We start from the raw sequence: 21,733 nt of genomic DNA, 5'->3' as shown, positions 1-21,733 counted from the left end.
GACCTCACCGGCGCCGGGCGACCACCGCGAGAACCAGCTCGGGGGCGGCGGACCAGCGGCCGTGATACACCGGGTCGACGGGTGCGGTCAGGGCGGCCGGGACGTCGAGCGCGCAGGTGAAGGTGCCCTCGGGGGAGAGGGCGACGGTGGCGTCGCGGAACCCCCGCCACACGCCGGTGGCCGGGTACCAGGCCTTGTAGACCGCTTCCTTGGCGCAGAACAGCAGGCGGTCCCAAGGGATACCGGGGTGGTCCGCGGCCAGTTCCCGCAGATGGGCGCGTTCGGCGGGGGAGGTGACCAGCCCCAGGACGCCCTCGGGCAGCGGGCCCGCGGGCTCCGCGTCGATGCCGAGCGCCGCCGTACGGTCGGACAGGTCCGCCACCGCCGCGCGGTAGCCGTCGCAGTGGGTGATGCTGCCGACCACGCCCGCCGGCCAGGAAGGCGCGCCTCCCGGGCCCGGCAGCAGGGGCGCGGGGGAGTGACCGAGGGCGGCCAGGCAGCGACGGGCGCAGGCGCGGGCGGTGGCGAACTGGCGGCGACGGCGGGCGAGGCGGCCCTCCATGAGGGCCGCCTCGGCGGGGAAGAGCGGCGCGGGCGCCTCGTCGTCGAAGGCTTCCGACGACGTGACGCCCGGCGGCAGGAGTGCCTCGATCATCGTCCGGAGGTCACCGCGAGGCGAGTTCGGACACGGCGGACACGACCGGCTCGGGCCGCTCCAGCGGCAGCATGTGGCCCGCGCCCGGCACCGGTTCGAACCGGGCCCCCGGCAGGGTGTCGGCGAGCGTCCGCGCGAGGGCGGGGTCGATGACCTTGTCCGCCGCACCGTGCAGGACCACCGCCGGCACGGTGACGGCGGCCAGTTCGGTACGCAGGTCCCAGCCGCGCGTACAGCGGAAGAAGTCCGCCCGGACCCGCGGGTCCGTCGCCGCGAACAGTTGCCGGTTCACGTCGGACAGGGCCGGATCCACGCCCTTGCCCATGGTGGACGACAGCAGCTTGCGGCCGAGCGCCGGACGACGCAGGGCCCACGAGAAGAGGGCGCTGCCCATCATCTTGACCTCGCCGTCCGGCGTGTCCTGGCCGTGCGCCGCCGTGCCCGCCAGCACCAGGCCGTGCAGCCGCCCGGCCTCCGGCCCGCGGGCCGCGTAGGACAGCGCCGCGAACCCACCGCCCGAGTGGCCCACCAGCACGGCCGTCCGCGCGTCCGTCCCGCCCAGCACCGCCGCGAGGTCGACGCCGAGGCGCTCCACCGTGACGGGGGTCCGGCCGAGGGCGGAGGCGCCGTGGCCCCGCTGGTCGTACAACACCACGCGGTGACCGGCCCGGATGAGCCGGTCGGCGACGGCGCCCCAGGCGCGGCGCGAGTGCGCCCACCCGTGCACCAGGACCACGTCCACCGCGGCCGGCGCGCCCGCCAGCGGGGCGAGCACGGTGACGGCCAACTCCGCGCCGTCGTCGGTCCGTACGGTCAGTTCCCGGGTGACGTCCGGCGCCGTCGTCATCGCCCGGCCCCCACGGAAGGGGAGGACGACAGCCGTCGTCCCAGCGACTCGAAGGCCGCCAAGGTGGCCTTCGAGTGCTCGGCGCCGAGATCGACCACCTTGGCCAGTACCCGCAGCGCGCCGTGCGGCCTGCCGGCGAAGCGCATGGACAGCCGGGTCCGGCCGTCCGGCAGGGGTTCCAGCCGGAAGGCCGCCGGGCCGCGGAACGCCCCGTCGACGTACTCCACGTCGAGCCGGCGGCCGGGCTCCACGGCGACGGTGCGTGCCGTGAAGCGGAGCTTGAGGCCGCCGTTGCCGACGCCCTTGGTGTGGACGGTGACCCCGACCTCGCCCCCGACCCGGTCGGGAGAACCCGAGAGGAGGGCGAAGGTGTTGGCCGGGACCCACCACTGGGCGGCGCCGCGGAACTCCGAGAGGAGCGCGTCCCATACGGCGGTCGCCGGGGCGTCGATCACCGCCTCGTCGATCAGGTCGTACGTTGTCATGTCGAGCCTCCTCGGATGCACGGTCGTGCGGAGTCGCGCGGTGGGGAACAGGGGACGGGGAGGGGGGCCGGGGGTGTGCCCGATCAGGCGAAGAAACCCTGGCCGGGCGTGAGGACGTTGGCCGGGTCGAACTTCTTCTTGGCGTTGACGAACCCCGCCCAGCGGTTGCCGAAGTGGGCCTGCCAGTCCGCCCGCGTCATGTTCGGGACGGCGCCCACCAGATAGCGCTTGGCACCCAGCGACACCGCCAGGTCGTACAGGCGCCGGTTCTGGTCGAGCATCGCCTGGATGTTCGGATCGCCCGGGTTGGGGAAGCGCAGCAGGTCGAAGAGGTACGCCACGGACTCGCCCGGCATCATCGCCAGCGGCCGCTTGACCCGCGAGGTGAGGAAGGGGGAGAAGAGCAGGAACCCGCCCCCGAGGGAGTCGGCGGTCAGCTCCTGTTCGACCCGCTTCATGAACGCCTTGGTCTTGGACGCCGGGAGGAACATGCTCAGCCACGGCTTGGGCGCGTACCAGTGGCCGGACTCCTTGAGGTACGCCTCGTAGGCGTCCAGCCGGAACATGTACTCCCGGTACGTCACGTCCTCGATCACGGCGTCGGCCCGTACGTCCTGCAAGCCCGCGAGCAGTTTCGCCCGGTCCGGCGGCGTCGTGTCGTAGGTCGCCCCGACCTCCATCTTGTAGCGCCAGCCCGAGCCGTCCGGCTTCTGCAACATCTCGCCGGCCTGGACCTGGAACCGGCCGTCGGCCAGCACCTTCTCCGCGTCCTGGAGGTACGTCTCCACGTCCGCGTAGTACAGGGTGAAGATGACCGACCGCTTCGGCGCCGGGACCAGGGCGACCTCGGCCCGGACGATGATGCCGACCTGGCCGCCGCCCGACAGGGCCGCGTTGAACAGGTCCGGGCGGGTCGTCGCCGTCGCGGTGACCAGCTTGCCTTCACCGGTGACGATGTCGATGGACCGGACGGTGTCGCACAACAGCCCGTACTTGGCGACGGTGCCGCCGATCCCGCCGATGCTGATGGTGCCGCCGACCGAGATGTAGAGGTAGTCGGGCAGCGCGGGCGGGGTCTTGCCCACCTGGAGGCAGGCGTCGGTCAGTTGGGCCCATGTCACGCCCGCCTCCACCACCGCGCAGTCCCCGCCGATGGAGATGATCTTCGACATGCTCCGGGCGTCGATGGAGATCCCGCCGGGAACCCGGGCCTGGCCGTACACCGAATGCGATTCGATGTCCGTGCCGGAGCCGCCCTGACCGTTGACCGCGACCTTTATGCCGTTGGTCCGGGCGTAGTTCACGATCTTCACGATGTCGTCGACGTTGCCCGGCCGCAGCACGGCCCACGGCTTGTTGCCCGCGCCGTCCCACAGGTGACCGAAGTCCTTGCCGAAGACCTCGACCACGGAGGGCGTCGTCTCCAGCGTGCCGGTCAACGCCGGTACGGGAACCACGGTCTTGCCGGGGACCTCGGCGGCCGTCGCCCACGTCTGGTCGACGGCGTTCCAGCCGACGACGGCCACGGCGCCCGCCGCGAGCCCGCCGAGGACCCTGCGCCGGGACGGGGTGGCGGCCGTGCCGGCGGCCGCTCTGGGGGTGCTGCTCATCTGCGTACGTCTCCCGTTTCTCATGGCCTGCCGAAGTCCTACTGGTGCGAGGTCGGGGTGGTGGTGCGCACCCGCGAGGCGAGCTGGTACTCGCTGGGGTCGAAGCGCTTGGTCTGGCGGCGGAACCGCCAGGTGTACGTCGGCCAGATGGACGGGTTGCGCCCGTTCTCGTCGAGGTACCAGCTCTTGCAGTTGCCCGCGTTCCACACCGAACCGTCGAGCTTCGCGTCGAGCGCCTCGTTGTAGGCCCGCTGCGCCTCCTCGCGGACCTCGACGCTGGACAGCCCGCGCTTCTGCGCCTGTTCGAGCGCGTCCACCACGTACCGGATCTGCGCCTCGATCATCACCACCTGCGAGGAGTGCCCCAGCGTGGTGTTCGGACCGAGCAGCATGAACAGGTTCGGGAAGCCGGCGATGGTGGTGCCGCGGTGGGCCGACATGCCCTCCCGTCGCCACGCCTCGCGCAGTTGGACCCCGTCCCGTCCGAAGATCCGGCGCGCGACCGGGCGGTCGGTGGCCTGGAACCCGGTGCCCAGGATGATGGTGTCGACCTCTCGCTCCACCCCGTCCCGGCCGACGATCGACGTGGCGCGGACCTCGGCGATCCCCTCGGTGACCAGGTCCACGTTGGGCTGCTGGATCGCCGGGTACCAGGTGTTGGAGAAGAGCAGCCGCTTGCAGGCCATCACGTAGTCGGGCGTCAGCTTCGCGCGCAGCGCCTCGTCCGGGACCGACTTGCGCAGGTGGTCGCTCGCCATCTTCTGCATCTTCGCGGCGACCTTGGGGCGGGCCATCACGAAGGCCAGGATCTCGCGGCCCCACATGTTGAAGTTCCGCCGGAAGCTCTGGTAGCCGGGCACCGAGCGCAGCAGCTTGGCCTGCAGCGCGGTGGTCGCCTTGTCGTTCTTCGGGCCGACCCACGGGGGCGTGCGCTGGTAGAGGTCCAGCCGCTCCACGTCGGGCTGGATCTGCGGGACGAACTGGATCGCCGAGGCGCCCGTGCCGATGACGGCGACGCGCCGCCCGGTCAGGTCGTGGTCGTGGTCCCAGCGCGAGGAGTGGAAGACCTTGCCCTCGAAGTCCGCGAGGCCCTTGATGTCGGGGACGGCCGGCTCGCTCAGGTAGCCGGTGCCGGTGACCAGGAACTGGGCGGTGTAGTCGCCCTGCGAGGTCTCGATCCGCCAGTGCCGCTCGCCCTCGTCCCAGCGGGCGGAGAGCAGTTCGTGCGCGAAGCGGATGTGCGGGCGGACCCCGAAGCGGTCGGCCGTGTCGCGCAGGTACGCGTACAACTCGTCCCGCTTGCCGAAGGTGGACTTCCAGTTCGGGTTCTGCGCGAAGGAGAAGGAGTACAGGTGGGACATGACGTCACACGCGCACCCCGGGTAGCTGTTGTCGCGCCACGTGCCGCCGACCTCGTCGGCCCGTTCGAACACGAGGAAGTCGTCGATCCCGGACCGCAGCAGGCGGATGGCGGTGCCCAGGCCCGAGAAGCCGGTACCGATGACCGCGACCCTCAGGTGCCGGGTCGGTCCGCGGCCCCCGGCGGCGGCGTGCGCCGTCGGACGGGCCCCGCCGTCCTTGGCCGGTTCGAGAATGCTCGTCACGTCGGCCTCCTAGCGGCGCGTGAGGGTCACGCGGAAGTTGTTGAAGAACTTGTCCTCTAGCGTGTACGCGAAGATGTCGAGGTAGCGCTCGAACCGGGCGACGACCTCTTCGCCCTCCATGGCGACGGCCTCGTCCCGGCGCTCGGCCAGCAGCACCAGCCAGGCCCGGCAGGCCATCGCGAACGACTCGCGCTCGTTGACGATCTCGTCGACCTCGAAGAGGCCCTCGGCGCCGGAGGTCAGCTCGTGCAGGTGCGGGATGTGGCAGCCGGCGAACTCGGAGCGCTGGAGGAACTTCAGGTCGTCGAGCAGGGCGCGGTTCATCGGCAGCGCCTCGGCGGTCATGGTGTGCAGGACGAACTTCGCACCGGGGACGAGGGTGTTGGCGACCTGCTGGAAGAAGAAGCGGTAGCGCCTGGTGCGCTCCTTGGGCGGCAGGTTCGAGGAGACGAAGTGCTCCAGCGCGTTGATGCAGAACGCCGCGCCGTACTTCTCGCTGTCGTCCGCGACCTCGTAGTCCGCCCAGCTCTTCACCAGCGTGGTGATGCGCGGGTTGCCCAGGGCGTCGATGAAGGCTTCCTGGGTGCGCGACAGGGTCAGGCCGACGGCTTCCTCCGCGCCGTGCACGGTGGTGAGGCGGTTGAGCATGGTGCCCCAGCCGCAGCCGATGTCCAGCACCCGCTTGACGCCGCCGGCGCGGACGCCGGCGAGGTCCGCGAAGGTGTCGAGCTTGCGCTCCTGGGCCTGGTCGAGGGCGGCGACGAGGTCCTCGCCCTCGTTCCAGTAGCCGCCGGAGTACATCATGGTCGGGCCGAGCAGCAGCCGGTAGAAGTCGTTGCTCACCTCGTAGTGGTGCCTGATCGCATCGACCTCTGGGTCCACCGTCCTGGGGGCGACCGTTGTCATTTCGATCCTCATTCCTGCGGGCGGGAAGGGCGGCTCGGGCCGTCCGTGCCGAATTACGTCCGAGGAAAACCGATCCCCCGCAAGGCGTACGCAACACGGGTCCGGTCCGTGGGAAAAGTGGGGTGAAAGGGAGGGAAAAGGCCGGGAAAAGGGAGCGGTCGGCCACGCGCCGGGCATCTTGCGTCTTCCTTGCGGCCGCGGGGCTTTCATCGCTCTCGAAATGAACGACGCGACTGCCGAGTCGCACCGTCGAGAGAGGACCGACCCCCATGTCGCTGCCCACCATCGAAGAACTCGCGAGCCGGCTGGAGGCCGTTTCCGGCGCCGCGGAGGTCAGCCCCGACGCCCCGCTCCAGCACATCGCGGACGTCGACTCCCTGGACCTCATGGAGTGGCTGTACGGCTTCCAGACCGCGTACCCGCACATCCCCGCGGACGAGACGCTCTTCGCGGACCTCGACGACACGACGACGCTGCGCGACGTCTACGCGAAGATCGTCGATCTCGTCCCGGCCCAGGCATAGCGAGGAATCACGTGACCGGCTTCGACATCACCGGGTGGGGCATGGCCGTACCCGAGCGCATCGTCACCAGCGCGGAACTCGCCGAGCGTTTCGGCGTGGACGAGCACTGGGTCGTCAGCCGCTGCGGCATCCGTGAGCGGCGGGCCGTTGACCCGGGGCAGACCACCGTCTCCCTGGCCGTCGAGGCCGGCCGGCGCGCTCTGGACAAGGCGGGCCTGACCGGCGCCGACATCGCCCACCTGATCGTCGCCACGGCGACGCCCGAGCAGCCGTCCCCGGCGACGTCCGCGTTCGTCCACCACGAACTCGGCATCGCCGGCAGCGCCCACGACGTGAACTCCGAGTGCGCGGGTTTCGTCTACGGACTCGTCTCCGCCATGGCGCTCATCGCGATCGACCCCCGGCCGATCCTGCTGATCGGCTCCGACACCCACACCCTGACCGCCAACCCGGCCGACCGGGACCTGTCCATCCTCGTCGGCGACGGCGCGGGCGCCGTCGTCCTGCGGCCCGGCGCCGAGAACCGGGTCAAGGCGTGGAACCTGGGCGCCGACGGCTCCTGCACCGGCTCCCTCAAGGTGCTCGCGGGCGGCAGCCGGATGCCCGCCACGGCGGAGACCGTGGCGGCGGGCCTGCACTACGCGCAGATCAACGGGAACGAGATCTACCTCAACGCGGTCCGCTACACGGTCCGCACGGTCCGCGAGACGCTGGAGAGCGCGAAGGTCGACGCGGCCGACGTGGACCACGTCGTACCGCACCAGGCCAACATCCGCATCATCAACTCGATCATGTCGCACACCGGACTCAGGCCCGAGGCGTTGATCACCAACCTGGAGAAGTACGGCAACACGGCCTCGGGGTCCATCCCGATCGCGCTGGCCGAGGCCCTGGACGCCGGGCGCATCAAGGCCGGGGACACGGTCCTGCTGGCCGGGTTCGGCGCCGGCATGACATGGGGCTCGATCCTGATGGAATGGGGCGGTACCGCGGCATGAGCAACAAGAACACGGGCGTACGGCCCGAGGCACCGGTCGCGCTCGTCACCGGCGCCTCGGGCGGCCTGGGCCAGGCCCTGGCCCTGGAACTGGACGCCCTGGGCTGCCGGGTCGCCGTCCACTACAACAGTTCGCGCGAAGCGGCGCGGGCCGTGCAGGAGAAGCTGACCAACCCGTCCGTCCTGGTCACCGGCGACGTCGGGTCCTGGGAGACGGTCCAGGGCATCCACGCCGACATCACCGAGGCGCTGGGGCCGGTGGACGTCCTCGTCAACAACGGGGCCATCCGCAAGGACAGCCTGATGGCCATGCAGAACCCCGCGGACTGGGCGCAGGTCATCCAGACCAACCTGATCGGGTCCTTCCACACGGCCCGGGCCGCGGTCCCGGCCATGCTGCGCGCCCGCTGGGGCCGGGTCGTCAACATCGTCTCCCCGTCCGGCATCATCGCCACGCCCGGCCAGACGGCGTACTCGGCGTCCAAGGCGGGACTGATCGGCTTCACCCGCACCCTCGCGGCCGAGTGCGGTCGTCGGGGGGTGACCGTCAACGCGCTGTCCCCGGGTTTCATGATCACCGGGATGACGAAGGACCTCCCCGAGCGGGTCGTCGAGGGCATGGAGGGCAAGGCGCCCATCCCGCGCTTCGTCACCGTCGAGGAGGTCGCCCGCAGCATCGGTCTCTTCCTCGACCAGGACTGCATGACCGGCCAGGTCGTCAGCATCGACAGCGGGGTCTCGATCACCTGACGGGACGTCCGGCACCCCACCGGGGGACGTCCTCACCGCACCTCCCCAACCTCAACGGGACACCAGCCCCGGCCCCCCTCGGGGGGCCGGGGCCGCTCGGGCTGCCCGTACGGGGCCGGCGGGCGCGCCGCGACGCCGTACCGCCGCCGGGGGGCGGCCGTACGGCGTCACGGTCGGACCGACTACGCGGCCGGGGAGGGCGCGGGGGACGGGGCCGCACCGTGCGCGCGGTGGCCGGAACACACCCGCCCGAGACCGCACGGCCGCGGCGCCGAAGCGGTCCGCCCGACCTCGAACACCCCCATCAGGAACGGGTCGAGGGTGGCGGAAGGACGCTGGGGCGCGCGCGGCTCCGGCGCGCGCAGGATCTCCAGGTACGCGGCCTCCGTCTCGGGGGCCGGATCCGTACCCAGCTCCTCGGCCAGCACCCGGCGAAGCTGGTGGTAACTGCGCAGCGCCTCGGCGCGGTTGCCGGCGCGCTTGTGTGCCGTCATCCGGCAGCGGTACGCGCTCTCCCGGAACGGGGCCCGGCGCACCGCCTCCTCCGCGTACCGCAGGGCGTGGTGCTCGTCGCCGAGGGCCGACGACGAAAGGCTCGCGATCTCCAAGGCCGTCAGCCGTAGTTCCTCCAGTTGCTCGCGCATCGCGTTGACCCACTCGCCCTCGTGCGAGGGCAGGAACGACCCGCGCAGATTGGACACCGCTCCGGACGCCAACTGCCGAGCCACCGCGAACGCGCCGTCCGCGAACGCCGCGGTCGCCTCCGTCACCGCGAGGTCCGCGCACTCCACGTCGACCGCCGCGTCGCCGGGCACCCGCAGCACGTACCGGCCGCCCTGCGCCACCAACGCGGCGTCACCCGGCTTGTCCTGAGGCATCGTCACGAACGTCCGTACCCGGCTGACGACACTGCGCAGCGCCGAGGCCCACGTGTCGGGCAACCCCTCCGGCCACACCGTCTCCGCCAGTTGGTCCCGCTCCGTACCACCCGCCCGCTCGACGACCAACCGAGCGAAAGCCACCTGTGCCTGTGCGCCGGAGAGATGCCGCGAGGGCGCTCCGGACGGCTCGATCGTGACAAGTCCTACAAGTCTGATCAGCACTGTGTACCCTCCGAAACTGCCGGGATACCGGCCGTGTCCCCCTGGTCTTGTGCGGAGCGAACATACACACGCCTCTTCTCCGCATGTCAACAACAATCGGGGAACGCACGGCTCGGGATTCGCTTTCGCCCTTTTCGCGTCCCGCTGTTGCGTCGCTCTTGCGCCCCGCAGGCCCTAATCGAATTCCACTAGAGCTCGTCCGGAACGACGGCAGGGCGCCGATGGAGTTCCGTGTCCGCCGGGCGATCACGACGAGGAGATGAACGTGAACGCAACCGAAGCCTGGGCCCGTCTGGAGCCGAAGCTGGCCTACTTCCGCGACCGCGTCCGGTCCTTGGAGTACGAGCCCGTCCGCAAGAACAGCTTCGTGGCCTACACCGTCGAACGCGACTCCGCGTACGCCGACCAGGACGGCCAGCGCCTCCTGATGATGTCCGGCTACAGCTACCTCGGCCTCGCCGGGGACGAGCGGGTCGTCGCCGCCGCCAAGGCGGCCCTCGACCTCTACGGCACCGGAAACCACGGAGTGCGCGCCCTGGCCGGGTCCACCCCGCTGCACGAGGACCTGGAAGCCGAGGTCGCCCGGTTCGCCGGCCGCGAGCGCGCCCTCGTCTTCGGCTCCGGCTACGCGGCGAACGTGGGCACCGTGGGCGCCCTCGTGGGACCGGGCGACACGGTCTTCATCGACAAGTACGACCACGCCAGCATCGTCGACGGCTGCAAGCTCTCCGGCGCCACGGTCACCCGCTTCCGTCACAACGACCCCGGCCACCTGGAGCGCCGCCTCGCCGCCGCCCCCGACACCGGGGTGCGCCTGGTCATCGTCGACAGCGTCTACTCCATGGACGGCGACATCGCGCCCCTGGTGGACCTGCGCAAGGTCTGCGACGCCCACAACGCGCTGCTGATGGTCGACGAGGCCCACGCCCTCGGCGTCATCGGCGCCACCGGCAAGGGCATCGAGGAGCACTTCGACTACGAGGTGAAGGTCGACGTCAAACTCGGCACCCTCTCCAAGGCCATCCCCTCCATGGGCGGCTGGGTCGCCGGCTCCGCCGACCTGATCCACCACCTGAAGTACGCGGCCCGCCCGTTCCTCTTCTCCGCTGCGCTCGGCCCGGCCCAGGCCGCCGCCGCGCTGGAGGCCCTGCGCATCCTCCAACGCGAGCCGGAGCGCGTCGAGTTCGTCCAGCGCGAAGCCGCACGCTTCCGCGGCCTGTTGCACGCCGCGGGCATGAGCACGGTCGACAGCGAGACCGCCGTCGTCCCGATCATCGCCGGCTCCGACACCGCCGCCTACGACTACGCCACCACCTGCCGCAAGAACGGCGTCATCGGGCTGCCCGTCGTCACCCCGGCCGTCCCCAATGACCTGGCACGGCTGCGGATCGCCATCACCGCCGCCCACACCACGGCCGACATCGACTTCGCCGCCGACGCGTTCGTCACCTCCGCCCGCGAGTGCCGGATCATCTGACCCCGCCTCCCGCGCGCGCCGCTTCGACCACCCACCACACTCCAGGGGGAGCACAGATGCCCGGATCGTCCCAGGGCAGTTCGATACGACCGCCGGTCGCCATCACCGGCATGGGCGTGGTCACCCCCGGCGGATGCACCCCGGACGACCTGTGGGCCACGCTGCGGGCCGGCCGCTCCACCGCCGCCGAGCTGACCCACATCGACCTCAGCCGGCACCGGGTACGGATCGGCTGCCGGGTCCGGGGCCTGGACGACCTCGCGGGCCTGGTCCCCGCGAAGGACGCCCGCCGGATGGACCCCTTCGCCCACTACGGCACCCTCGCCGCCCTCGCCGCCCACCGCGACGCCGGAGCGCCCACCGCCGAAGCGGGCCGGACCGCCATCGTCGTCGGCAACGCCGTCGGCGGACGCGCCACCAGCGACCTGGAGTCCGCGCACTTCGGCGAGAGCGGTCCCGCCGGAGTCAACCCGCTGATGCCACTGATGACGATGCCCAACGCCGCCGCGGCCCAGATCGCCATCCGGCTCGGCTGGACCGGCCCGGCCCTCACCCTGGCCACCACCTGCGCCAGCGGCGCCGACGCCATCGGCCACGCCCTGCTGCTCCTGCAGACCGGCCGGGCCGACCTCGTCATCGCCGGCGGCTGCGAACACACCCTCACCCCCGTGACCCTGGCGGGCTTCGGCAACCTCAACGCCGTCTCGCTGCGCAACGACCGGCCCGACCTGGCCTCCCGGCCCTTCGACAAGGACCGCGACGGGTTCGTGATGGGGGAGGGCGCCGGATTCGTCGTCATGGAGCGGCTCGACGACGCCAAGGCGCGCGGCGCGACGACGTACGGGCTCGTCGCCGGGTACGCGGCCACCGCCGACGCCCACCACCTCGCGATGCCGCTCCCCGACGGGGCGGGCGCCGCGGCGGCCATGGCCTCGGCGATCGCCGACGCGGACCTGGACCCCGGCGACATCGTCCACGTCAACGCGCACGGCACCTCCACGCCCCACAACGACCGTTCCGAAGCCGCGGCCCTCACCAAGGTGTTCGGCACCGCCCAGCCCCCCGTCACCGCTCCCAAGTCCGTCCTCGGGCACCTGATCGGCGCCGCCGGAGCCGTCGAACTCATCGCCACCGTGCAAGCCATGCGGCGCTGCGAGGTGCCGCCCACCGCCAACCACGAAGAACTGGAGCCGGGAATGCAGATCGATGTGGTCCACGGCGCACCGCGCGCCGTGCGGCCGGGACCCGCGCTGACCAACTCCTTCGGGTTCGGCGGCCACAACTCCTCCGTCGTGGTGATGCCCGTATGACCTCCGCACCCCTTTCCGCAGCCCCTTCCGCACCCCTTTCCGATCCGCTCGCCACACCGCTGCCGGCGCCCGTCCGCACCCTGACGGTCGGCGAGGCCGAGATCACCGCCTACCGGAGCGCCGCCCGGCGGGGCCTCGCGGCCGCGCCGCCCGGCCAGGCCTCGCCCGTGCACGCCTTCGTACTCGCCCACACCGTCGCGGAGCAGACCGTCACCGCCCTGACGCGCGGCGAAGCGGGCCCGGTCCCGGTCGTCCACCTCGGCCAGGACATCCGTACGCTGCGGCCGGTCCGCCCCGGCGAGCAGATCACCGTACGGCTGGACGTCCTCGGCGTACGCAGGGAGCCGCGCGGCGCCCGGGTCGCCCTGCGCTCGCGCCTCTTCGGGCAGGACGGCCCCGAGCCGTTCGCGGAACTGCTGACCTCCGCGCTGCTCGTCGGCGCCACCGCCCCGGAGCCCTTCGGGGACATCACGGGCGCGGCCGGCGCGCCCACCCCGCTCGGCGCGGGCGAGCCGCAGACGGCGACCCACGAGCTGAGCGCCGACTGGATCAGGGCGTACGCCACCGCCTCGGGCGACCTCAACCCGATCCACCTGGACGCGGCGGCGGCCCGCGAAGGCGGCTTCGAGACCGTCATCGCCCACGGCATGAGCGTCGTCGCGCTCGCCGTCGAGGAGGCCGTCGACCGCTTCGCCGGCGGCGACCCGGCCCGGGTCCGCGGCCTCGGCTGCCGCTTCTCCGCCCCCGTGGCCCCCGGCGTACCGCTGGACATCGTCCTCCAGCCCGACGCGCGGGCCCACGTCGTCCGCTTCACCTGCAAGACGCCGGCGGGCACCGCCGCCAAGGGCGGCTGGATCGAGTTCGCCGAGGAGGGCCCCGATGCCTGAGACGAGACCCACCGACGCCGAAACCGTCACCGATACCGTCCCCGGACTGGTCGACGGCTTCCTCACGCAGGTGCGCGAGCGGCCCGACGCCACCGCCCTGCTCTTCAACGGCGAGGCCACCGGCTACCGAGAGCTGTACGAACGCGCCGGACGCGAACAGGAGCGGCTCGCCGGGCTGCGCCTGGCCCCGGGGGAGCCGGTCGGTGTCCTCGCCGACAAGTCCCCGGCGGCCGTGGCACTCGTACTGGCCTGCCTACTGAGCCGCCGGCCCGTGCTGCTGCCCTCCCCGGCCCTCGCCGACAGCCTCCTCGCGGACCTCTTCGCGCAGGCGGGCTGCGCCCACGTACTCGCCCCGGGCGGTGAGCCCGCGCGCGTCGCCCCCGACCCGCTGACCGAGGCCAGGCCGCTGCCTCCCGAGGAGGCGGCGGAGGTGGCGCTGATGCTCACCACCTCCGGATCCACCAGCCTGCCCAAGATCGTGCCGCTCGGCCGGGAGGCCCTGGACCGCTTCGGCGCCTGGGCCGGCCCCGCCTTCGGCATCGGCCCCGGCCGGACCGTCCTCAACTACGCGCCCCTCAACTTCGACCTGTGCCTGCTGGACGTGTGGACCACCCTCGCCCGCGGCGGCCGGGTCGTCCTCGTGGACCCCGCCCGCGCCACGCACGGCCGGCACCTTCTCGACCTGATCGTCCGACACGACGTCCACGTCGTCCAGGCCGTCCCGATGGCGCTCGGACTGCTCCAGGACGCGGCGGCCGAGCAGGGCGCCAGCTTTCCCGGCGTGGACCACGTGATGTTCACCGGCGACGCCCTGCCCGACCGCACCTACGCCGCGCTGCCCGCGCTCTTCCCCCGGGCGCGCCTCCACAACATCTACGGCTGTACGGAGACCAACGACAGCTTCGTCCACGAGGTCGACCCGGCCGCGCCGCCCCCGGCGCCGATCGGCCGCCCGCTGCCCGGCGTGCACGTCCTCCTCGTCGACCCCGAGACGCACACCGTGGTCGAGGGGCCCGGAACCGGGGAACTGTTCGTCCACACGCCGTTCCAGACGCGCGGCTACCTCGACCGGTCCCGACACGCCGACAAGTTCACCGACCACCCCCTCGGCCGGGACGGACGCCGTTGGTTCCGCAGCGGCGACCTCGTACGGCGCGACGCCCACGGCACCCTGCACCTGACCGGACGCACCGACTTCCAGGTCAAGGTGCGCGGCGTCGCCGTCAACACCGCCGAGGTCGAACGGGTCCTCCAGGAGCACCCCGGCGTCCTGGAGGCGGGCGTGGCGGCCCGGCCCGATCCCATCGCCGGCAAGACGCTCGTCGCCGCCGCCCGACGGGCCCCCGGCTCCACCCTGACCGTCCTGGAACTGCGGGGGCACTGCGCGCGCAACCTGCCCAGGGGCGCCGTACCCACCCGGCTCACGCTCACCGACGAACCGCTGCCCAAAACGGCCACCGGGAAGGTCGACCGCAAGGCGCTCGACCGGATCACCCCGATCACCCCGGCAACCACCCTCACCACCACATCTCTTGCCGAAGGAACCCGATCATGAGCAACGTCGACACCATCAAGAACTTCGTCATCAGCGAATTCCTCCCCGGCACCGCCCCCGCCGAACTCGCCGTCGACCACGACCTGCTCAACGACGGGGTCATCGACAGCCTGGGCGTCCTCAAGCTCATCGCCTGGGTCGAGGACCGCTTCGAACTCGGCGTCGGGGACGCCGACCTCGACCCCGAGAACTTCCGCAGCGTCCAGGCCATCGACCACTTCATCACCCACGCCCGCGCCGCGGCCTGACCCGCGCACCGGCACACCCGACACCCTCACGCGGAAGGATGGAGCAACCGTGCACGAGGCACTCGCCGGCCTGCTCGCACGCGAGGCACCGATCGGCCGCGAGACCTGGCGGTCCTGGTGGGACGAGCTGGGCGCGGGCGGTCTCGACCGCGCCCAGGCCGTCGGCCTGCTGGCCTCGCTGACCAGCCGGCTCCCCGACCACGACACCCTGCGGCACCTGCTCGACTCCCTCGCGGAGCGCCGGCCCCCGGCCACGGTGGGCGGCGGCCCGTGGCAGGACACAGTGAACGTCGTCGGCACCGGCGGCGGCCCCCGGACCTTCAACGTCTCCACCGCCTCCGCGTTCGTCGCCGCGGCGGCGGGGGTGAAGGTGGTCAAGACCGGCTCCCGCGCCTACACCAGCGCGCTCGGCTCCATCGACCTGCTGGAACGGCTCGGGGTCCGGCCGACCTCCTCCTACGCCCAGACCGAGGACGTCCTCGCGACGTACGGGATCGCCTTCGCGGGACCCTTCGTCTACCCGACCCAACTGACCCGGCTGGCCCGGACGGTGGCCCCGCTCGGCATGAAACCCTTCGGTGGTTTCCTGAACGCGCTCGGGCCGTTCCTCGCCGACCTGCCCGTCACGGCCCAGGTGACCGGCGTCAGCGCGGCCGCCCCGCTCGACACGCTGCGCGAACTCGCCGCCACGACCACCACCCGCCGGATCTGGCTCACCGCCAACGACACCGGCGCCGACGAACTGCTGCCCTTCGCGGTCAACACCGTCCACGGGGACCAGGGCGCGACCCGGGTCATCCGGCCGGGCGAACTCACCCCGGGCGACGGCACCTTCGAGGACCTGCGCCCCGCCACCGACCCGGCCGGGGCCGTCCCGCACTTCCTGTCCGTGCTCGACGGCGGCGCCGGCCCCGTGGCCCGCCGTACGGTCGCCCTTGGAGCGGCCGCCCTGCTCGTCGCGGCGGGCCCCGGCCGGGACTGGCGCTCGGCGGTGGCCCTCGCCGACGAGGCGATCGGCTCCGGCGCCGCCGCCGACCTCGCGCGGCGCCTCGCGGCGGCGCGACACCGGCCGGCGGTGGCCCGTGCCTGACACCACCGTGCCTGACCCCACCGTGCCCGACACCACCGTGCCCGACACCACCGTGCCCCGCACCATCGCGCCCACCGCGGCGCCCTTCTTCCCCGACCGGCGGGCCCCGGGCCGGCCACCCGGACTCGCCCTGTTCCTCAACGCGGGAGACCCCCCGCTACCGGTCCTGCGCGACCTCGTCCTGATGCTGGACGAGGAGCGCGTGGACTGCCTCGAACTGGCCGTGCCCTTCCCGGACTCGGTCACCGACGGCCCCGTCATCCGGCGCTCCGCCCGGCGCGCGCTGGAGCGGGGCGGGGCCGCGCTGGACGACGTCCTCGCCTTCGTCGCGGACGTACGCCCCCACCTGACCCACACACGGATCGCCCTGCTCACCGACTGGAGGTACTCCCTGGGGCACCGTGACCTGACCGCCGCCACCCGTGACATCGCCGCCTCGGGGGCGGACGCCCTCCTCGTCCACGCGCTGCCGCCCAGGCTCCGCGCGACGCACCTGGAATCGGCCGCGGCGGCCGCCCTACCGGTCGTCACCACCTGCTACGCCTCCAGCCCCGACGCGACCCGCGCCCGGGCCGCCGCGGACGCCACCGCGTACCTCTACCTCGTCGCCCACTACGGGCGCAGCGGTACCGCGCCCGCCGCCGGCCACGGCGCGCTCGCCCGGACGGTGGCGGACCTACGGGAACACACCGCAACCCCGATCGCCGTCGGCTTCGGGGTCAGCACCCGCCGGGACGTCGAGGCCGTCGGGGCGGCCGGCGCGGACGCCGCCGTCATCGGCTCCGCCGGCGTGGCCGCCGTGGAGCGGGCACAGCAGGCGGGGCGGGACCTCCCCGAGGCGTTCCGGGAGTTCGTCCGGTCCGTCCGGCCCGCGTAGGCGGCCCGCACCGGCCGGCGCGGCGCATCCCACCCCTCATCCGGTACCTCCGCACACCCTTCACAGATCAGGAGACAGCCATGATCGTCCGCGACATCGAGTCCGTGAAGACCGTCGAGTGGGGCAACGGCCTGAGCCGCCGCTTCCTCCTCGCCGACGACGGCCTCGGCTACACGCTCACCGACACCGTCGTGCTCGCCGGCACCAAGTCCCGGCTGGAATACGTCAACCACCTGGAGGCGTGCTACTGCATCGCCGGCTCCGGCGAGGTCATCGAACTGGACGGCACCACGCACGAGATAGTCCCGGGCCGGATGTACGCCCTCGACCGGCACGACGCCCACTACCTCGTCGCCGCCCCGCACGAGGACCTGCGCCTGGTCTGCGTCTTCTCCCCGGCCCTGCGCGGCGACGAGGTCCACCAGCTCGACGCCCACAACTCCTCGGCCTACTGAGTCACCCACCACCACGACGTCCGAGCCGTCCACCGAATCCGACTCAGAGAGGGGTCCGCCGTGATCCGCTGGAACACCGATCAGACCGATCTGCGCGAGGGCCTGGAGCGGTGGGGAGCGGCGCTCAGTGCCGACCACATCGCACTCGACGAGCAGGGCCGCTTCCCGCGGGACAAGTGGAAACTCCTGCGGGAGACCGGAATCCTGTCGCTGCCCTTCGCGGAGGAGTACGGCGGCCTCGGACAGTCACTGCTCACCACCATGTACGCGCTGGAGGGACTCGGCGAGTACAACCGGGATTCCGGCCTGAGCTTCTCGGCCACCACGTCGATCTGCTCGACCGGAATCCCGGTACAACACTTCGGCACCGACGAGCAGAAACGGCGCTACCTGCCCCTGATCGCCTCGGGCGAGGCGATCGGGGCCCACGCCATCACCGAGGCCGAGGGCGGCTCCGACGCCATGGCGATGACCACCCGGGCGGATCGCGACGGTGAGACGTTCGTCCTGAACGGCGCCAAGGTGTTCGTCAGCAACGGCCCGATCGCGGACGTGATAGTGGTCTATGCCCGTACCCACCCCCGCGGCGGCCCCCTGGGAACCACCGCGTTCCTCGTCGAGCGGGACACCCCCGGTCTCAGCACGGGCAAGCCGAGCAAGAAGATGGGGCTGCGGACCTCGCCCCTGTGCGAGCTGTACCTCGACGACGTACGCGTCCCCAGGAGCGCGGTGCTCGGCCGGGTCGGCGGCGGCCTCATGGTCCTGGACCACGTCATGAAGCGGGAAGTCCTCTTCTCCTTCGTCGTCAACGCGGGCGAAATGAGCCACCGGCTGGACCGTTGCGTCGCCTACGCGAAGACCCGTCACTCCTTCGGCCGGTCGATCGGCTCGTACCAGTCGATCGCCAACAAGATCGTCGACATGAAGATCCAGCTGGAGAGCGCCCGCAAATGGCTCTACGACACGGGCGAGAAACTGGAGGCCGGCGAGGACGTCACCGTGGACCTCGCGATCGCCAAACTCGTCACCAGCCAGAGCAACCTCGCCACCAGCCTCGCGGCCGTACAGATCTTCGGCGGCCACGGATACATGTCGGAGTACGGGCTGGAGCAGGACGTGCGCAACGCCGTCGGCGGCACGGTCTACTCCGGCACCAACGAGATCCAGTACAACCGCGTCGCCTCGATGCTGGGCCTCGGGTCGGGCCGATGAGCGGCCCCCCGCCCCGCCCGCTGCTCAAGGTCTGCGGGGCGACGGCCCCCGGCGACATCGAAGCCGCCGCCACCGGCGGGGCGCACTGCGTCGGGCTCTGGCACGGTGTACCCGGCGGCCCCCGGGAACTGGACCCGGACACACTCACCGCCCTGGCCTCGGCGGCCCGTTCGGCCGGGCTGCTGGCCGCCCTGGTCACCTTCCTCGCCGACGCACGCGCGACCACGGAGCTCGCCCGCCGCACGGGGGTCGGCTGGATCCAGCTCCACGCGTATCAGTCACCCGCCGCCGTACGGGCGCTGCGCGAAGCCCTGCTGCCGGACGTCCGGATCGTCAAGGTGCTGCACGTGGCACCCGGCGGCGGGGGCTGCGTCGAACGCCCGCTCATCGGCGCCTACGAACGCGCCGGCACCGACCTCTTCCTCATCGACGCGGCTACCGACGACGGCCGGATCGGCAGCACCGGACACGCCCTCGACCCGGGCGACGTGCTGGCGCTCCTGCCGCGGATGACCCGGCCGTTCCTGCTCGCCGGAGGCTTGGAGCCCACCAACCGGCCCCGGTACGCGGACGTGACGCGCGCCCCGGGCTTCCACGGGATAGACGTCGACACCGCGGCCCGCTCCCCGCTGACCGGCCGCTTCGGCGTCCCCGAGATCACCGCCCTGACCCGCGCCTGGCGCACGGCCCCCGCCACCGGCCCCGCCCGTTTTCGCCACCCGCCCGCCCCCCTGGAGCCGTCGCGATGACCATCCACGACCGGACCGACTTCCCCTTCCTCCGCGCCCTCCTGGCGTCCCCCACCCCCGTTGTGATGGAGGTGAAACAGCGCAACGCCCACGGCCACGAACTGCTCGGCGGCCGCACCCCGGCCGCGGTCGTCGGCGCGTACGAGAGCGCGGGCGCGCCCTGCGTCTCCGTGGTGACGGGCCGCTGGTTCGGCGGTTCGAACACCCTGCTGCGCGACGTCGCCAAGCACACCGAACTCCCGCTCCTCCAGAAGGACTTCATCACCCGCACCCAACAGATCGCCACCGCACGGGACTTGGGTGCCTCGGCGGTGCTCCTGACCGCCGCCCTGCTGCCGGCGTCGAGCCTGGCCAAGCTGGTCGCCCAGTGCCTGCGGACCGGGCTCACCCCCTTCGTCGAGATCACCTCGGAGGCCGAACTGGAGGCGATCCCGCACGCCTCGGAGTGCGTGATCGCGGTCAACAACAAGGACATCAGCACGCGCGAGCGGGACCCGGGCGACCTGCGGCGCAGCGTCGAACTCCTGCCCGCCGTCCGCGCCACCGGCACCCCCTGCCCGGTCAGCGCGAGCGGCATAGCCGACCCGGCGACGGCCGCCCGCCTGCTGGACGCCGGGTTCGGCGGCCTCCTGGTCGGCACGTCGCTGCTGCGCACCGATTCCCCGGCGCGCTGGCTGGACGCGGTGACCGGCGCGCGCAGCGGGTTGGCCGTCCGGTGACCCCATCGGTGCACGGGGTCGGCGTCGCCCGTCCCCACACGCTCGACGCGGCGGGTACCACCGTCTCCGGACTGCTCGCGTTGCCCGAGGCCGACGCCCCCCGCTCCACGATCCTGGCGATCCACGGCCGGGGTATGCGCGCCCGGTACTGGGACTCCTTCATCCCCCTGGCCACCGCCCTCGGTCACGCCGTCCTCGCCGTGGACCGCCCCGGCTACGGAGCCTCCGCCGCCTCCCTGCCCGAAGGCCAGTCGCTCCCCGACCAGGCGAGGACACTGCGCCGGGCGCTGGCGGAACACGCCCGAACCCACCCGCTCGGCGCCGGGGTCTTCCTGCTGGGCCACTCCGACGGCGGGAAGGTCGCCCTGCACACGGCGGCACTGCCCCCGACCGTCCCGCTGCTCGGGCTGGACGCCTCCGGCGTGGGCTACGCGTACCACCCGGACGCCCTGCACTTCCCCACGACCCTCGGCGCCGGCGCCACCCGCCTCAACTGGGGCCCCCTGCACCTCTATCCGCCGGGCACCTTCCAGGCCGGCCGCGCCCTCCTGTCGCCCGTCCCGCCGCGCGAGTCGGCCGACACGCCCTGGTGGCCCCGGCAGTACGAGGCGCTGGCCCCCGGCGTCCGGATCCCGGTCCGGCTGACCTTCGCGGAGCACGAGGGGTGGTGGAAACTCGACGCGGCCACCCTGACCGCGATGACCGACCGACTGACGGCATCCCCGTCGGTGACCGTCGAGCACCAGCCCGCCTCGGGGCACAACCTCAGCCTCGGGCGCACCGCGACGGCCTACCACCTGCGCGTACTGGCCTTCCTGGAGGAGTGCCTCCTCGCGGCGCCCCGGTCCGCCGACCCGGCCGGAGGGCGGCCGACCGACCAGCATGCGCCATCGGCCCTCGTGGAACGCTCGAAAGACGGTCGAGACCCCATGGCCGTGGGGCCCGGCGGATGCCACGATGCGATGTCCGTGCCGATGCGAGCAGCAACCCAAGCACCCAGAAGAGGACGCAGCCAATGACCACACATCCGGCCGGGAACCCGCAGGCGTACCCGCCCCAGCCCGGCGTGCCCAACCCGTACGCCCAATCGGAGCAGCCCCGGCAACCTCCTTACCAGCAGCAGTCGTTGCCTCCGCAGTCGGCGCCGGTCACGGCGGCGGACCGGGGCAAGGGCGCGACGGTCCTGCTCCTCGTCTCGGCGGTCCTGCTCGGTCTGATGGCGGGTCTGTTCTTCGCCTTCGACGTCTCGGTGATGCCGGGCCTGGCGAAGGCGGACGAGCGGACCTACGTCACCGCGATGCAGAACTTCAACGCGGCGATCGACGGCAATCCCCTCTTCGGCATGGCCTTCATGGTCGCGCTGTTGCTGCCGGTGGTGTCGGCGATCCTGGAGTACCGCAAGGGCCGCCGCGACGTGGCGGTGTGGGTCGCGGTGGCCGCCGTCCTCTACTTCGTCGTCCTCATGATCACCTTCACCGTCAACATCCCGCTGAACAACGAACTCGCCGACGCGGGCGACGCGGCGAAGATGACCGATTTCGCGATCGTCGACAAGTTCAAGTCCACGTGGGTCACGACCAACATCCTGCGCACGCTGCTGAGCACGGCGGCCCTGACCGCCCTGTCCCGCGCCCTGGTGCTGTACGGCCGGGCCACGCGCTGAGCTCCCCGCC

The 21,733-nt window shown here is 72.4% G+C and carries 23 protein-coding genes; 16 read left to right on the top strand and 7 right to left on the bottom strand.

The window, feature by feature from the left end; all coding sequences use genetic code 11:
- Positions 1 to 4: 4 nt before the first annotated feature.
- From ACFVXJ_RS02490 to ACFVXJ_RS02465, 6 genes are all read right to left on the bottom strand, one after another.
- Positions 5 to 655, bottom strand: a complete 651-nt coding sequence (locus ACFVXJ_RS02490) for a 4'-phosphopantetheinyl transferase (protein WP_389657333.1) — start codon at positions 653 to 655, stop codon at positions 5 to 7.
- A gap of 10 nt (positions 656 to 665) precedes the next feature.
- Positions 666 to 1,502, bottom strand: a complete 837-nt coding sequence (locus tag ACFVXJ_RS02485) for an alpha/beta fold hydrolase (protein ID WP_389657330.1) — start codon at positions 1,500 to 1,502, stop codon at positions 666 to 668.
- Positions 1,499 to 1,987: an SRPBCC family protein gene (locus ACFVXJ_RS02480; protein WP_389657327.1), complete on the bottom strand. Its 489-nt coding sequence runs from the start codon at positions 1,985 to 1,987 to the stop codon at positions 1,499 to 1,501. Before ACFVXJ_RS02480 ends, ACFVXJ_RS02485 begins: the two co-directional genes overlap by 4 nt.
- Before the next feature lie 83 nt (positions 1,988 to 2,070).
- On the bottom strand, positions 2,071 to 3,597 hold the full coding sequence (locus tag ACFVXJ_RS02475) for an FAD-binding protein (protein ID WP_389657325.1): 1,527 nt from the start codon (positions 3,595 to 3,597) through the stop codon (positions 2,071 to 2,073).
- Positions 3,598 to 3,635: 38 nt separating this feature from the next.
- Positions 3,636 to 5,201 (bottom strand): flavin-containing monooxygenase, encoded by a 1,566-nt coding sequence (locus ACFVXJ_RS02470; RefSeq protein ID WP_389657322.1) that lies wholly within the window; start codon positions 5,199 to 5,201, stop codon positions 3,636 to 3,638.
- Between the two features lie 9 nt (positions 5,202 to 5,210).
- Complete coding sequence (locus ACFVXJ_RS02465; RefSeq protein WP_389657319.1) at positions 5,211 to 6,107, bottom strand: class I SAM-dependent methyltransferase; 897 nt, start codon at positions 6,105 to 6,107, stop codon at positions 5,211 to 5,213.
- A gap of 269 nt (positions 6,108 to 6,376) precedes the next feature.
- Between ACFVXJ_RS02465 and ACFVXJ_RS02460 the strand changes: the two genes are divergently transcribed.
- From ACFVXJ_RS02460 to ACFVXJ_RS02450, 3 genes are read left to right on the top strand one after another with little or no spacing between them, the layout of a single operon-like run.
- Entirely contained in the window at positions 6,377 to 6,631 is a 255-nt protein-coding gene (locus ACFVXJ_RS02460) for a hypothetical protein (RefSeq protein WP_389657316.1), read from the top strand.
- 11 nt (positions 6,632 to 6,642) lie between these two features.
- The gene (locus tag ACFVXJ_RS02455; RefSeq protein ID WP_389657313.1) at positions 6,643 to 7,629 is read left to right on the top strand and encodes a 3-oxoacyl-ACP synthase III family protein; all 987 of its coding nucleotides are present in this window, start codon (positions 6,643 to 6,645) and stop codon (positions 7,627 to 7,629) included.
- Positions 7,626 to 8,378 (top strand): SDR family NAD(P)-dependent oxidoreductase, encoded by a 753-nt coding sequence (locus tag ACFVXJ_RS02450; protein ID WP_389657309.1) that lies wholly within the window; start codon positions 7,626 to 7,628, stop codon positions 8,376 to 8,378. The genes ACFVXJ_RS02455 and ACFVXJ_RS02450 overlap by 4 nt, the downstream gene beginning before the upstream one ends.
- Before the next feature lie 182 nt (positions 8,379 to 8,560).
- On the opposite strand, the gene ACFVXJ_RS02445 is transcribed toward ACFVXJ_RS02450, so the two are convergent.
- Complete coding sequence (locus ACFVXJ_RS02445; protein WP_389657306.1) at positions 8,561 to 9,400, bottom strand: BTAD domain-containing putative transcriptional regulator; 840 nt, start codon at positions 9,398 to 9,400, stop codon at positions 8,561 to 8,563.
- Between the two features lie 340 nt (positions 9,401 to 9,740).
- Between ACFVXJ_RS02445 and ACFVXJ_RS02440 the strand changes: the two genes are divergently transcribed.
- The 13 genes from ACFVXJ_RS02440 to ACFVXJ_RS02380 all read left to right on the top strand — a co-directional run bounded on the left by ACFVXJ_RS02440 (position 9,741) and on the right by ACFVXJ_RS02380 (position 21,723).
- Positions 9,741 to 10,958 (top strand): aminotransferase class I/II-fold pyridoxal phosphate-dependent enzyme, encoded by a 1,218-nt coding sequence (locus tag ACFVXJ_RS02440; RefSeq protein WP_389657304.1) that lies wholly within the window; start codon positions 9,741 to 9,743, stop codon positions 10,956 to 10,958.
- A 56-nt stretch (positions 10,959 to 11,014) separates the two neighbouring features.
- On the top strand, positions 11,015 to 12,268 hold the full coding sequence (locus tag ACFVXJ_RS02435; protein ID WP_389657300.1) for a beta-ketoacyl-[acyl-carrier-protein] synthase family protein: 1,254 nt from the start codon (positions 11,015 to 11,017) through the stop codon (positions 12,266 to 12,268).
- Complete coding sequence (locus tag ACFVXJ_RS02430) at positions 12,265 to 13,155, top strand: MaoC/PaaZ C-terminal domain-containing protein (protein ID WP_389657297.1); 891 nt, start codon at positions 12,265 to 12,267, stop codon at positions 13,153 to 13,155. Before ACFVXJ_RS02435 ends, ACFVXJ_RS02430 begins: the two co-directional genes overlap by 4 nt.
- A complete protein-coding gene (locus ACFVXJ_RS02425; protein WP_389657294.1) occupies positions 13,148 to 14,710 on the top strand; it encodes an AMP-binding protein in 1,563 nt (520 codons plus the stop codon). Before ACFVXJ_RS02430 ends, ACFVXJ_RS02425 begins: the two co-directional genes overlap by 8 nt.
- Positions 14,707 to 14,958: a phosphopantetheine-binding protein gene (locus tag ACFVXJ_RS02420; protein WP_389657291.1), complete on the top strand. Its 252-nt coding sequence runs from the start codon at positions 14,707 to 14,709 to the stop codon at positions 14,956 to 14,958. Before ACFVXJ_RS02425 ends, ACFVXJ_RS02420 begins: the two co-directional genes overlap by 4 nt.
- A gap of 49 nt (positions 14,959 to 15,007) precedes the next feature.
- A complete protein-coding gene (locus tag ACFVXJ_RS02415; protein ID WP_389657288.1) occupies positions 15,008 to 16,048 on the top strand; it encodes a hypothetical protein in 1,041 nt (346 codons plus the stop codon).
- Positions 16,041 to 16,925, top strand: a complete 885-nt coding sequence (trpA, locus tag ACFVXJ_RS02410; RefSeq protein WP_389657285.1) for a tryptophan synthase subunit alpha — start codon at positions 16,041 to 16,043, stop codon at positions 16,923 to 16,925. The genes ACFVXJ_RS02415 and trpA overlap by 8 nt, the downstream gene beginning before the upstream one ends.
- An 80-nt stretch (positions 16,926 to 17,005) precedes the next feature.
- Positions 17,006 to 17,380: an ectoine synthase gene (locus tag ACFVXJ_RS02405; protein ID WP_389657282.1), complete on the top strand. Its 375-nt coding sequence runs from the start codon at positions 17,006 to 17,008 to the stop codon at positions 17,378 to 17,380.
- A gap of 60 nt (positions 17,381 to 17,440) precedes the next feature.
- Positions 17,441 to 18,592: an acyl-CoA dehydrogenase family protein gene (locus ACFVXJ_RS02400; RefSeq protein WP_389657280.1), complete on the top strand. Its 1,152-nt coding sequence runs from the start codon at positions 17,441 to 17,443 to the stop codon at positions 18,590 to 18,592.
- Entirely contained in the window at positions 18,589 to 19,341 is a 753-nt protein-coding gene (locus ACFVXJ_RS02395; RefSeq protein ID WP_389657277.1) for an N-(5'-phosphoribosyl)anthranilate isomerase, read from the top strand. Before ACFVXJ_RS02400 ends, ACFVXJ_RS02395 begins: the two co-directional genes overlap by 4 nt.
- The gene (locus tag ACFVXJ_RS02390; protein WP_389657274.1) at positions 19,338 to 20,060 is read left to right on the top strand and encodes an indole-3-glycerol-phosphate synthase; all 723 of its coding nucleotides are present in this window, start codon (positions 19,338 to 19,340) and stop codon (positions 20,058 to 20,060) included. Before ACFVXJ_RS02395 ends, ACFVXJ_RS02390 begins: the two co-directional genes overlap by 4 nt.
- Positions 20,057 to 21,079 carry an alpha/beta hydrolase gene (locus ACFVXJ_RS02385; RefSeq protein WP_389657272.1) on the top strand — a complete coding sequence of 341 codons (1,023 nt, stop codon included), beginning with the start codon at positions 20,057 to 20,059 and terminating at the stop codon, positions 21,077 to 21,079. The genes ACFVXJ_RS02390 and ACFVXJ_RS02385 overlap by 4 nt, the downstream gene beginning before the upstream one ends.
- Positions 21,076 to 21,723, top strand: a complete 648-nt coding sequence (locus ACFVXJ_RS02380; protein ID WP_389657269.1) for a DUF1772 domain-containing protein — start codon at positions 21,076 to 21,078, stop codon at positions 21,721 to 21,723. The genes ACFVXJ_RS02385 and ACFVXJ_RS02380 overlap by 4 nt, the downstream gene beginning before the upstream one ends.
- Positions 21,724 to 21,733 lie beyond the last annotated feature (10 nt).

Source organism: Streptomyces sp. NPDC058279, from assembly GCF_042881255.1.
Lineage (GTDB): Bacteria > Actinomycetota > Actinomycetes > Streptomycetales > Streptomycetaceae > Streptomyces.
Note: the sequence above shows the minus strand (reverse complement) of the source record. Positions and strands in the feature narration are given on the sequence as shown.